The sequence below is a fragment of the Bradyrhizobium sp. USDA3010 genome, assembly GCF_056429065.1.
On sequence record NZ_JBWJZD010000015.1, the window covers coordinates 73,338 to 86,059 of the forward strand.

Consider the following 12,722-nt stretch of genomic DNA (forward strand, 5'->3'; position numbering starts at 1 on the left):
ACCGCGAACCGGCCCTTTCCGCCCGCTCTCTCCGCCGATAACCTCAGCCCCCGCCGGCCATCAACGATGCCGGTGCGCGGAGTGCGCGCATAACAGCCGAGCACGCAGGGAGACGTCCAATGCTGACGCGACGCAGTATGATGCTGGCTTCCATCGCAGCGGGAGTGACCATGACCAGCAGCAACGCATTTTCCAAGGCATCGCAACCATCGACCCCGGTGAACTTCGACGTGCCTGCCGGTGCCTGCGACTGCCACACCCACATCCATGGCGACCCCGCGAAATTCCCGTTCTTCGCCGGCCGCGTCTACACGCCGGAGCCGGCCTCGCCGGAGGAGATGAGCGCGTTGCACAAGGCGCTGCATATCGAGCGCGTGGTGATCGTGACGCCGAGCGTCTATGGCTCCGACAATTCGTCGACGCTGTTCGGCATGACGGCGCGCGGCCCCACGGCGCGCAGCGTCGCCGTGATCGACGACAAGACCAGCGAGAGCGATCTCGACACGATGCAGAAGGCCGGCTTCCGCGGCATCCGTCTCAACCTCGCGACCGGCGGCGTCAATGATCCCAATGTCGGCCGGCAGCGCTTCTCGGCCGCGATCGAGCGGATGAAGGCGCGCGGCTGGCACGTGCAGCTGTTCACCAGCCTCGCCATGATCTCGGCGATCAAGGACCTGGTCGCGGCAGCGCCGGTGCCCGTGGTGTTCGACCATTTCGGCGGCGCCGAGGCCGCGCTCGGCACGGGCCAGCCGGGATTTGACGACCTGCTCGCGCTGGTCAAATCCGGCAAGGCGTATGTCAAGATCTCCGGCGCCTACCGCGCCTCCAAGCTCGCGCCCGACTATGCCGACGCCGCGCCGCTGGCCCAGGCGCTGATCGCGGCCAATGCCGAGCGCATCGTCTGGGGCACCGACTGGCCGCACCCGGATTCGGTGACACCGCAAGGCAAGAAGGTCACCGACGTCACGCCGCTGTACCAGATCGACGACGGCCGCCTCCTCAACCAGCTTCCGGTGTGGGCGCCGGATGCCGCCGTGCGCAAGGCGATCCTGGTCGACAATCCGGCGCGGCTCTACGGCTTTACCTGATTGTCTTGTTTGAGCATGATCTCTTCGGAAAACCGCTTCACACTTTTCCGGATCATGCTCTAGTTGTCCTTCGGCCGGCGCGAGAAGTAGGAGATCAGCACCGGCAGCGTGATCAGGATCACCAGCGGCGCCAGCATCATGCCGGTGACGACGACGATGGCGAGCGGCTTCTGCACCTGCGAGCCGATGCCCTCCGACACCGCCGCCGGCAACAGGCCAATGCCGGCGACGACGCAGGTCATCAACACCGGACGAAGCTGCAATTCCCCGGTGCGGATCACCGCGCGCATCCGGTCATAGCCCTCGTCGATCAGCTGGTTGAACTGCGACAGGATGATGATGCCGTCCATCACGGCGATGCCGAACAGCGCGATGAAGCCGATCGCCGCCGACACGCTGAACGGAATGCCCGAGATCAGCAGCCCGAGCACGCCACCGAAGATCGCCATCGGGATCACGCTCATCGCGAGCATGGTGTCGACCATCGAGCCGAAATTGAAGAACAGCAGCACCGCGATCAGCATGAGGCTGATCGGCACCACGATCGACAGCCGCTTGATCGCGTCCTGCAGATTGCCGAACTCGCCCACCCATTCGATACGCGAGCCGGGCGGCAACTGGACCTGCTCGTTAACCTTCTGCTGCGCTTCCAGGATCGCGCTGCCGAGGTCGCGGTCGCGCACCGAGAACTTGATCGGCAGATAGCGCTCCTGCTGCTCGCGATAGATGTAGGCCGCGCCCGAAATCAGCTTGATCGAGGCGACCTCGCTCAGGGGGATCTGCGTGACCCCGCCATTCGGATTCGTTGCCCCGATCCGCAGGTTCTGGATCGCCTCCGCGCTCTTGCGGTATTCCGGCGCAAGGCGGACGATGATCGGGAAGTGCCGGTCGCTGCCGGGTTCATAGAGATCGCCCGCGGTGTCGCCGCCGACGGCGACCTTGATCGTGGCGTTGATGTCGCCAGGCGACAGGCCGTAGCGCGCCGCCCGCGCCCGGTCGACGTCGATCTGGACGGTCGGCTGGCCGAGCGAGGTGAACACCGCGAGGTCGGTGACACCCTGCACGGTCGACAGCACCGATTTGATCTTGTTGGCGGTGTCGGTCAGCGCCTGCAAATCGTTGCCATAGAGCTTGATCGAGTTCTCGCCCTTCACGCCGGATACCGCCTCCGACACGTTGTCCTGCAGGTATTGCGAGAAGTTGAATTCGACGCCGGGGAACTTGTCTTGCAACTGCCCGAGCAGTTGCGCGGTGAGGACGTCCTTGTCATGCGTGCCCGGCCATTCGCCGGCGGGCTTCAGCGGCGCGAAGAATTCGGCATTGAAGAATCCGGCGGCGTCGGTGCCGTCGTCGGGGCGGCCGTGCTGCGACACCACCGACACCACCTCGGGACGGCTGCTGATCAGCTTCCGCATCTCGTTGACATAGGCGTTGCCTTCCTGCAGCGAGATCGTCGGCGGCAGCGTGGCGCGGATCCAGAGATTGCCCTCTTCCAGCTTGGGCAGGAATTCGAGGCCGAGGAACCGCACGAAGATGATCGTCATGACCACGAGGCCGGCGGCACCGGCCATCACGATCTTGCGGTTGGCGATCGCCCAGTTCAGCGCCGGAACGTAGATCGCATCGAGCCTCTTGACGATCCAGGTTTCGGTCTCGTGAATATGCGCCGGCAGGATGAGCGCGCTCAGCGCCGGCGTGATCGTGAACGTCGCCAGCAATCCGCCCGCCAACGCATAGGCATAGGTTCGCGCCATCGGCCCGAAGATGTTGCCCTCGACGCCGCCCAGCGTGAACAGCGGCAGGAACGCGGCGACGATGATGGTCGCGGCGAAGAAGATCGAGCGCGATACGTCGGCCGCCGCCGACAGGATCGCATGGCTCTTCATGCCCATCACCGTGTCGTCGGAGATGTGCTCGCGCTCGGCTTCCGACAGTGCCGTGGTCTGCGACAACCGGCGGAAGATCGCCTCCACCATGATCACGGTGGCATCGACGATCAGGCCGAAATCGATCGCGCCGACCGAGAGCAGATTGGCGGATTCGCCGCGCAGCACCAGGATGATCACGGCGAAGAACAACGCGAACGGGATCGTGGCGCCGACGATCAGCGCGCTGCGGAGATCGCCGAGGAAGATCCACTGCAACAGCACGATCAGCAGGATGCCGACCACCATGTTGTGCAGCACGGTGTGGGTGGTGAGCTCGATCAGATCCTTGCGGTCGTAGATGCGCTCGATCTTGACGCCCGGCGGCAGGATCGAGGAATTGTTGATCTGGTTGACCAGTTGCTCGACGCGGGAAATGGTCGGCGAGCTCTGCTCGCCGCGGCGCATCAGCACGATGCCCTGCACGATGTCGTCGTCACTGTCGATGCCGGCGATGCCGAGCCGCGGCTTCTCGCCGATCGTGACGGCGCCGATGTCCCTGACCAGCACCGGATTGCCGCCTGATTGCGAGATCATGGTGTTGGCGAGATCGTCGATCGAGCGGATCAGACCGACGCCGCGCACCACGGCCGATTGCGAGCCGATGTTCACGGTGTTGCCGCCGACATTGATGTTGGCGTTGGAAACCGCCTGCAGCACCTGCGGCAACGTCAGGCCGTTGGCGACCAGCTTGTTGAAGTCGACCTGGATCTCGTAGGTCTTGGTCTTGCCGCCCCAGCCGGTGACGTCGATCACGCCGGGCACCGCGCGGAAGCGGCGTTGCAACACCCAGTCCTGCAACGTCTTGAGGTCGAGCACGCTGTAGTTCGGCGGCCCCTTCAGCCGGTAGCGGAAGATTTCGCCGATCGGGCTGGTCGGGGAGATGCCGGGCAGCACGTTGCCGGGCAGCGGCGCGAGCTGCGACAGCCGGTTCAGCACCTGCTGCAGCGCCTCGTCATAGGTGTAGTCGAAGGAGAACTGCAGCTTGACGTCGGAGAGGCCGTACAGCGAGATGGTGCGGATGGTCTTGAGGTTCTTGATGCCGGCGACCTGGGTCTCGATCGGGATCGTGATGTAGCGCTCGATCTCCTCGGCCGAGAGGCCCGGGCTCTGCGTCACGATGTCGACCATCGGCGGGGTCGGATCGGGATAGGCCTCGATGTTGAGCTGCTTGAACGCAAGCAGGCCGCCGATGAAGACGACCACGAACATGGCCACCATCAAGTAGCGGCGATTGACGGCAAGGGCGACGAGGCGATCCATTCAGATCGGCACTTTCAACGGAGAGGATTTTTCTTGGTGAGCATGGTCGATCCGGAAAGCCGGTTCCCCCTTTTCCGGATCATGCGTCTCAAGTGCCGGATGCGGCGCGGTCGATGAAGAGGCTTCCCTTCGTCACGATCTGCTCGCCCGACTTGAGATTGCCGGCGACCTCGACGAGGTCGCCATTGATGAGGCCGGGCTTGATCTGGCGCAGTTCGATGGTCTTGTCGTCGGCCTTCGCGACCCAGACGCGAACCTGGTCGCCCTCGTAGATCAGCGCCTGTTTCGGCACGCCGACCGCCGGGTGATCGCCCTTCGAATACAGCGTCACATTGGCGAACATCTCGGGCTTCAGCCGATTGTCGGCGTTGTCGATGGTGGCGCGGACCAGGAGCCGGCGCGAGGTCGCGTCGATCGCGGCGGCGACATAGTTGACCCGGGCGTTCAGCACCTTGCCCGGCAGCGCCATCACGCTGAAGCTGAGGTCCTGCCCGACCGCGACATTGTCGGCGTCGGATTCGCGGACAAAGGCGATCAGCCAGACCGTCGAGAGATCGCCGATCACATAGACCGGGTCGCTGGCACCGGTCGAGACATACTGGCCGGGACCGGCCTTGCGCTGGACCACGGTGCCGCCGATCGGCGCGAACACCGTCGTCTCCGGATTGAGGCGGCCCTTCTGCTGCAAGGTCGCGATGGCTTCGTCGCCGAAACCGAGGATGTGCAGCTTGTTCTGCGCGGCCTCCAGCAGCGTCTGCGCCGAGCGCGCATCGTTCTGCGCCTGCACCAGCGCCGCTTGCGCAGTCTGATAATCCTTCAGCGGGATTGCCTTGCCCTCGGACAGGTCCTTGGCGCGCTTCTCCTGGATCTGAGCCAGGTCGAGCGCCGACTGGGCCTTGTTGAGGCCGGTCATCGCGGCGACGTAGTCGTTCTGCGCCTGCACGGTGTCGGCCGCTTCGATCACGAACAGCGGCTGCCCCTTCACCACCGTATCGCCCGGCCGCACCAGGAGGCGGGTGACCCGCCCGGTATAGGGCGAGTAGACCGGGGTGGAGCGGTCCTCGTCGATCCCGATCTTGCCCTCGGTCACCAGTTCGGAGCGGAAGGTGTGCTCGGCCACGGTCTGGAAGGTCAGGCTGGCCCACTCGGCGGGCGATGGCGCATAGCGCGTGCCCCCCTTGCGGGACTGGCTGGAGACTTCCGACGGCGTCTGCTTGTCCGAGCCGAAACGGTTGTAGCCATAGGCGCCCGCGCAGGCGACCACCAGCACCGCCGTGGCCACGAGCAGGCGCGGGCGGCTAAAGCTCTGCATTCGCTTGATAAACTCTTTCAGCATGCGGTCCGCGGGGTCGATCGTTGCAGCTTCCGGCGGGACAACCCCAGCGGTGCGCTAATAGTGCCGAATTGGCGTTTCGAACAACCTAAAAATCGCACTTCGGCGGTGCGCGTCGTTAAAGTTCGGATAGCCTGAACGGCGACTGAATGTCTCATCCGGGAAACTCCGGGGCAGGAAACCCTGGGGCAGGAAATTCCGGCAGGTGACTGCCGAGCGGCATCGCCGGACGTGACCAATGGGCCGGGGTGCGCGACAGGATGGCGGCGTGCCGGACCGAACTCAGCGTGCCAAAGCCGGACGGAAGCCGCTCGATGTAGGGCTGCACCGCATCCGCCTTCAGGTCCTCGGTGGCAAGGCCCTCTTCGAGCCGGCCGAGATCCCACAGCCAGCGCCCGGTCTGCGCCAGCGACACCCCGACGTGCCAGCTGCCGCCCTCGCGCGCCTGGCGTGCCCTGGCCATCATGGCGCCGAACGCCATGAAGTATCCCGTAGCGTGGTCGAGCATCTGGGCCGGCAATTCCTTCGGTCCGTCGACGCCGGCGGCCTGCCCCTCGGCATGATTGAAGCCGGTCGTGGTCTGCACGAGCGAGTCAAAACCGCGGCGCTCCGCCCACGGACCGGCATGGCCATAGGCCGAGAGCGTCACATAGACGATCCCGGGATTGATGCGGGCCGCCTCCTCCGGCGAGAAGCCGAGCCGCGCAATCGCCTGCGGACGATAGCCCTGCGAGAGAATATCGGCCTGCGCCACGAGACCGCGCATCACGGCCCGCCCCTCCTCGCTGCGCAGTTCGAGAAAGCTCGTCAGCTTGCCGCGGCCGGTGTCGATGGTGAGCCAGGGGATATCAGGCAGATCGGGACCGGAGATCAGCAGCACGTCGGCGCCATGCGCGGCGAGCGTGCGGCCGGCGACGGGACCGGCGATCACGCGCGACAGATCGAGCACCCGGATGCCGGCCAGCGGCCGCTTCCCCGCGGGCCACGGCTTTGGCGCGGCTTCGCCGATCTTCTCGATCGAGATCAGCGGCAGTCTTGCAAGTTCTCCTGCATGCGGCGTCGCAGACCACTCGTCATATGAGCGCATCAATGCGACGACGCCGCCGGCGGCATAGGCCGCGGTCTCGAACGCCTCGCCGTCCCATTGCAGCAGCGCGGCCTGGACCTCGTCGCGCTCGGCGTTGCAGCCCAGCACCTTGCAGACGGCGTCGCGGTGATGCGGGAAATTGGTGTGCAGGCGGACGAAGCGGTTGTCGCGGACACGGTAGACGCCGGCGATCTTGTCCCAGGCCGGCGGCGGCGGCTTGTCGTCGACCCGCAGATAACGCTCGCTGCGGCATTCGACGACGGCATGGCGCATGTCGACCGCGACATCCTGCGGCTCGCCGCTGCGGGCTTTCCAGATCTCGGCCGCCGCAAGGCCCGCCGCGGCAATCGGTACCTGCGCCGCCGCTGCGACCCGAAACGACGACGGCAATTGCGGCTCGCTGCCGGTCAGGGCGACCGCGTCGAGCGCGGACGGCGCGCCACCGGTGCCGGTCCAGACATCGGAAAGGATTTCACGGATGTCCTGCATGCGCATTCCTGTTTGCGATTATTCTATGCCCGAGCATGATGACAAAATGGCAATGCCCGATCCCCGATCGTCATTACCTTATTTGGGCAAGATCACACCTTCCCGGACCATGCCTTGTTTGGGCATGATCTTTTCGGAAAACCGTTTCACACTTTTCCGGACCATGCCTTAGCTCTGCCCGACCCGAACAGGAGTTGCAATGGCTGCCATCGATCCCCTTACCGCCGGCGGCGTCTTCCTCGCGACCGCGGCGACCGACGCGGTCTACGTCATGTTCACCTCGGCGGTCGTCGCGCGCAAGCGCGTGCCGGCTGCGACCTGGAGCAGCGTCTGGTACGTGCTCTCATCCTATGCGGTGATCAGCTACACCGAGAACTGGCTCTACGTCGCCTTCGCAGCGGCCGGCTCGTGGGTTGGCGCCTATGCGTCGATCACCTTCCTGCACCGCCCGCCGGGCGGGCCGCCGGTCGGGGCCGCGGTGGAATAGCATGCAGCTGCCGAGGAATTCATCCGCTTGCGAACGCAAGACCGATCTGATGGCAGCGGGGTTGTAAGCTTCGTGTAAGCATTTGCACGTAAGTCGCGGATGAGCACTCTCGCGGCGTGATCCGCCCGAGGTTTGCTTCGTGTGTTGCCCTCTCTCGAACGGAGGGCGCAGGGAAAGCCGGGTGCCGATCGCACCCATGGGCCCCGAGCAAAAGGTAGAAAGCTCGGGGGTAGGACCACAGGTGTAACCGGAGCAATCCGGCTTTCCCTGCGCGATGGGTTACGGCTTACTTCGTGCTCTCCCCGGCGAGACTGGGCTTGCTTGTCACCGCCTTCGCAAAACGCTTGCGCATCTTGAGAGAGGACACCTGCCGCTAGGGCGTCAGGACCACACGACTTCACCGTCCGCTTCATCCGCACTCGTCAGTTGCGCAATCGGCGTCCACCGCATCTCGACCCACGTTCGTGACGACCGCGAAGCGCCCCTCGTGTCGGGTGAGACGGGCGCATTGAACATCTGAGTTGGGTGCGGCGTCAAGTTAAATTCTGAAAAGCCGAACAAATTATTGACCGTTCGTAGGATCCTCATCAGAAAACTTCTGCCTGGCCGAAGCCCGGCAGAAGCATTACGTCGCTGCTCTCACTTCAGCGCGGCCTGGCCGGCGAGCGAGATCACATTGTCCTGCGAGCCCGAACCGCCGCTGACGCCGATGGCGCCGACGACCTTGCCGTCGACGATCAGGAGGTTGCCGCCGCGCGAGGCGATCACGTCGTCAAGCGTCGCGAGATAGGAGAAGTAGGCTCCCTTGCCCATCAGGTTTTCGAACGTCAGAAATCGTAGGGCGGATTAGCCGAAGGCGTAATCCGCCATTCCCTCGGGGATCATTGCCGTTCACCGAAGTCGCCGCTCGTCGCGACATCACCACCCCCCAGTCTTCCGGAAATAATCCAGCTCGGACGTCGCGATGAAACGAAGAGTGGGGCCAATCGCGTACTCGCGCGACATGGCGATGCTTTAGGGATTGATGTAGCAATACTCGATGTGACGCTCGTAATCGGGCTCATCGCGGATCAGATGTTCCCAGAACCGACGTTGCCAAATTCCGCGTTCATTGCGAGCGATGCGAACATCGCTGCGCTTCTCATGCTTTGGAAGAGCTCTCGCGAAGCGAGTTCTTAATGAGTCGCCAGCGTGTCGAAAAATCGGTGTCGCCGGGCGGCAAGGTCCAGACCGCGTGCAGGTGGTCGGGCAGCACAACGAATGCGTCGATCATGAAGGAATAGTCCTGGCGCGTTGCAGCAATGGCGTTGCGCAATTCCGCAATGTGATCCACGAGCAAGGTTTGTCGCCGGTCCAGCAGATTGACCGTGAAGAACCAACAGCCACCGGGGATGAACGCACGACGGTAGTTCGGCATGAGCTTTCACGTGGGTTGAAATGAGCGGCGGATTACGCCTTCGGCTAATCCGCCCTACGATCCTGCCGTCATCGCGCGACGATTAATGAAAATCCCGTGACGGCGGCAGGATGCGGACGTTGCGGGGGTGGCGGATCCTTTGCGGCGAGTTGTCGCCGTGATCGCGGCGGTCGTCGTTGAGCGGCTCGATCAGCGCCGGTCCCGGCGGCACTGGATGCTTGCGACTGAGGGATTCGTTGGCGAGGCCGATCAGATCGTGGGAACGGTCGGTCATGCGCTGCGCCACCAGATGCGTCACGCCCTCGGGGCTGCTCTGGATATAGCCCTCGACCAGGATCAGGCGCGCACCCATCACCTCCTTGCGGTACTGCTCCATCACCTTCGGCCACACCACGATGTTGGCGATGCCGGTCTCGTCCTCCAGCGTCATGAACACGACGCCCTTGGCGCTGCCCGGCCGCTGCCGCACCAGCACGACGCCGGCGCAGCTGACGCGGCGGCGGTCGTTGCTGCGGTTGATGGTGTGGCAGGCGACGACGCGCTCTCTGGTGAACATCTCGCGCAAGAATTCCATCGGATGGCCCTTCAGCGACAGGCGGATGGTCTGATAGTCGGCGACCACCTGCTCGGGACGCGGCATCTCCGGCAGCGGTTTTGCGCCCTCATCCGGTTGCTCGCGCGCGGTGGCGGCCTCGAACAGCGGCAGCGGCACGTCGTCGGGCAGCCGCCGCACCGCCCACAGCGCCTCGCGGCGGTCGAGCCCGAGCGAGCGGAACGCATCGGCGTCGGCGAGCAGGATCAGCGCGCGCTTGGGCAGGCCAGTGTCACGGGCGAAGTCCTCCAGCGACGTGAAGGGCCGGCGGTTGCGCGCGACGACGATGCGGTCGGCCCAGTCTTTCTCTTGCTTCGCCTCTCCCGCTTGCGGGGGAGGCCGCAGCGCGAATGCGCTGCGGGTGGGGGCTCTCTCCTCAGCGTGACTCGTGGAGAGACCCCCACCCCACCCCTCCCCCGCAAGCGGGAGAGGGAGCACAGCCTCTTTGTGGCTGGCCTGCATCCGCTTCAACCGCTCCTCGTCCTCGTCCAGCCAGTGAAACCCGTCGATCTGGCGGAAGCCAAGCCGCACCGCGCAATGATCGCCGATCTTCTCCTCCAGCGTGTTCTGCGCAAAGCTGAAGGAGACATCGACCTCGCGCACCGTGACGCCGTTCTTGCGGGCGTCGCCGACGATCTGCGCGGGGGCATAGAAACCCATCGGCTGCGAGTTGAGCAGGCCGCAGCAGAACGCATCGGGATGATGGTGCTTCAGCCATGAGGAGATGTAGACGAGCTGCGCGAAGCTCGCGGCATGGCTCTCCGGGAAGCCGTAACTGCCAAAGCCTTTGATCTGGTCGAAGCAGCTGCGGGCGAAGTCCGGATCGTAGCCGCGCGCCACCATGTTGCCGACCAGCTTCTCCTCGTAGCTGCCGATGGTGCCGAGGTTGCGGAAGGTCGCCATCGAGCGGCGCAGGCCGTTGGCCTCCTCCGAGGTGAACTTTGCCGCCTCGATCGCGATCCGCATCGCCTGCTCCTGGAACAGCGGCACGCCGAGCGTCTTGTGCAGCACGTTGTAGAGTTCGTCCTTGTCGCCCTGGTCTGGCGCCGGCGATGGATAGCTGACCTTTTCCTGGCCGTTCCGCCGCCTGAGATAAGGATGCACCATGTCGCCCTGGATCGGCCCGGGGCGCACGATCGCAACCTCGATGACGAGGTCGTAGAAGGTGCGCGGCCTCAAGCGCGGCAGCATGTTCATCTGGGCACGGCTCTCGACCTGGAACACGCCGAGCGACTCGCCGCGGCACAGCATGTCGTAGACTTCTTTTTCGTCCTGCGGGACCGAGGCGAGCTCCCAGCGCTCGCCCTTGTGGTCATCGATCAGGTCGAAACATTTGCGGATGCAGGTCAGCATGCCCAGCGCCAGCACGTCGACCTTCATCATATGAAGCGCGTCGACATCGTCCTTGTCCCATTCGATGAAGGTGCGGTCGTCCATCGCGGCGTTACCGATCGGCACATAGGTGTCGAGCCGGTCCTGGGTCAGCACATAGCCGCCGACATGCTGCGAGAGATGGCGCGGAAACTCGATCAGCTCGGTGGCGAGCTCGACCGCGAGGTTGATCATCGCATTCTTCGGGTCGAGCCCGGCCTGCCGCACCTGCATGTCGTTGAGGCCCTTGCCCCAGCTGCCCCACACGGTGTCGGCGAGCGCGGCGGTGACGTCCTCGGTCAGCCCAAGCGCCTTGCCGACGTCGCGGATCGCGCTGCGCGGGCGATAATGGATCACGGTCGCGATGATCGCGGCGCGGTGCCGGCCATAGCGGCGATAGACATATTGCATCACCTCCTCGCGCCGCGAATGCTCGAAATCGACGTCGATGTCGGGCGGCTCCAGCCGCTCCTTGGAGATGAAGCGCTCGAACAGCAGATCGACCTTGGTCGGATCGACCGAGGTGACGCCGAGCACGTAACACACCGCCGAATTGGCCGCCGAGCCCCGCCCCTGGCACAGGATGTTCTGGCTGCGCGCATAGTGCACGATGTCGTGCACGGTGAGGAAGTAATGCGCGTATTTCAGCTCGGCGATCAGCGCGAGCTCCTTGTTCAGGGTGGCGCGAAGTTTTTCGTCGATCTCGCCGCCGAAATATTTGTCGACGCCGGCCCAGGTCAGGTCTTCCAGATGCTGCTGCGCGGTCTTGCCCGGCGGTACCGGCTCGTCGGGATACTGGTATTTGAGCTGGTCGAGCGAGAACGAGATGCGTTTCGCGAAGCGCATGGTCTCCGCGATCGCGTCAGGCCAGTCGCGAAACAGCCTGATCATTTCAAGCGCCGGCTTGAGATGCCGCTCGGCATTGGCCTCGAGCCTGCGGCCGACCGCCTCGATCGTGGTCTTTTCGCGGATGCAGGTCAGCACGTCCTGCAGCGGGCGGCGGGCGGGATGGTGATAGAGCACCTCATTGGTGGCGAGCAGCGGCACGCCGGCGTCAGTGGCGAGACCATGGAGCCGCGCGAGACGACGCCTGTCGTCGCCGCGATAGAGCAGGCTTGCGGCGAGCCAGACGCCGTCGGCGGCACTGGCCTTGAGCTGCGCGAGCAGACCAAGCGCTTTCTCCTCTTCGAAACGATGCGCCAGCGCCAGCACCAGGAGCTGGCCTTCGGCGAAATCGACGAGATCGGACAGAGTGAGCCGGCAGTCACCCTTCTCGATGCGCTCGATGCCGCCGCCGCGCTTGCCGCGGGTGAGCAATTGACACAGCCGGCCGTAGGCGGCGCGGTCGCGCGGATAGACCAGGATATCGGGCGTGCCGTCGATGAAGACGATGCGGGCGCCGATCAGAAGCTTGGGCGGATGGGCGACCTTGTCGCTGTCGAGCTCCTTCCAGGCGCGCACCACGCCGGCCAGCGTGTTGTGATCGGCGAGCCCGATCACGGGAATCCCAAGTTCGCTCGCCTGATGCACATAGGCGCGCGGATCGGAGCCGCCGCGCAGGAAGGAGAAATTGCTGGTGATGCCGATCTCGGCATAGTCGGGCATCAGATTCTTGTTTTGACGCGTTTTCTTCACGCGAACCGGCTCCCACTTCGCTCGAAAACGCTCTG

General features: G+C 64.6%; 7 protein-coding genes and 1 pseudogene. 2 read left to right on the plus strand and 6 right to left on the minus strand.

The window, feature by feature from the left end; translation table 11 throughout:
* Positions 1-119 precede the first annotated feature (119 nt).
* Positions 120-1,088, plus strand: coding sequence for an amidohydrolase family protein (locus tag AC066Y_RS22825; RefSeq protein WP_478275828.1), 969 nt, complete (start codon positions 120-122; stop codon positions 1,086-1,088).
* 59 nt (positions 1,089-1,147) lie between these two features.
* Here the strand turns inward: AC066Y_RS22825 and AC066Y_RS22830 are convergent, their stop codons facing one another.
* The 3 genes from AC066Y_RS22830 to AC066Y_RS22840 all read right to left on the minus strand — a co-directional run bounded on the left by AC066Y_RS22830 (position 1,148) and on the right by AC066Y_RS22840 (position 7,185).
* Entirely contained in the window at positions 1,148-4,276 is a 3,129-nt protein-coding gene (locus AC066Y_RS22830) for an efflux RND transporter permease subunit (protein ID WP_478275829.1), read from the minus strand.
* An 88-nt stretch (positions 4,277-4,364) separates the two neighbouring features.
* The gene (locus AC066Y_RS22835; protein WP_478275830.1) at positions 4,365-5,612 is read right to left on the minus strand and encodes an efflux RND transporter periplasmic adaptor subunit; all 1,248 of its coding nucleotides are present in this window, start codon (positions 5,610-5,612) and stop codon (positions 4,365-4,367) included.
* A 151-nt stretch (positions 5,613-5,763) separates the two neighbouring features.
* The gene (locus tag AC066Y_RS22840) at positions 5,764-7,185 is read right to left on the minus strand and encodes a CoA transferase (RefSeq protein ID WP_478275831.1); all 1,422 of its coding nucleotides are present in this window, start codon (positions 7,183-7,185) and stop codon (positions 5,764-5,766) included.
* 199 nt (positions 7,186-7,384) lie between these two features.
* On the opposite strand from AC066Y_RS22840, the gene AC066Y_RS22845 reads away from it, so the two are divergent.
* Complete coding sequence (locus AC066Y_RS22845) at positions 7,385-7,672, plus strand: hypothetical protein (RefSeq protein ID WP_050626238.1); 288 nt, start codon at positions 7,385-7,387, stop codon at positions 7,670-7,672.
* Between the two features lie 639 nt (positions 7,673-8,311).
* On the opposite strand, the gene AC066Y_RS22850 is transcribed toward AC066Y_RS22845, so the two are convergent.
* From AC066Y_RS22850 to AC066Y_RS22860, 3 genes and pseudogenes are all read right to left on the minus strand, one after another.
* Positions 8,312-8,485, minus strand: coding sequence for a heme-binding protein (locus tag AC066Y_RS22850; protein ID WP_478275832.1), 174 nt, complete (start codon positions 8,483-8,485; stop codon positions 8,312-8,314).
* Between the two features lie 68 nt (positions 8,486-8,553).
* Positions 8,554-9,089: pseudogene (locus AC066Y_RS22855) on the minus strand (REP-associated tyrosine transposase).
* A gap of 82 nt (positions 9,090-9,171) precedes the next feature.
* A complete protein-coding gene (locus AC066Y_RS22860) occupies positions 9,172-12,657 on the minus strand; it encodes an error-prone DNA polymerase (protein WP_478275900.1) in 3,486 nt (1,161 codons plus the stop codon).
* Between the last annotated feature and the right edge of the window lie 65 nt (positions 12,658-12,722).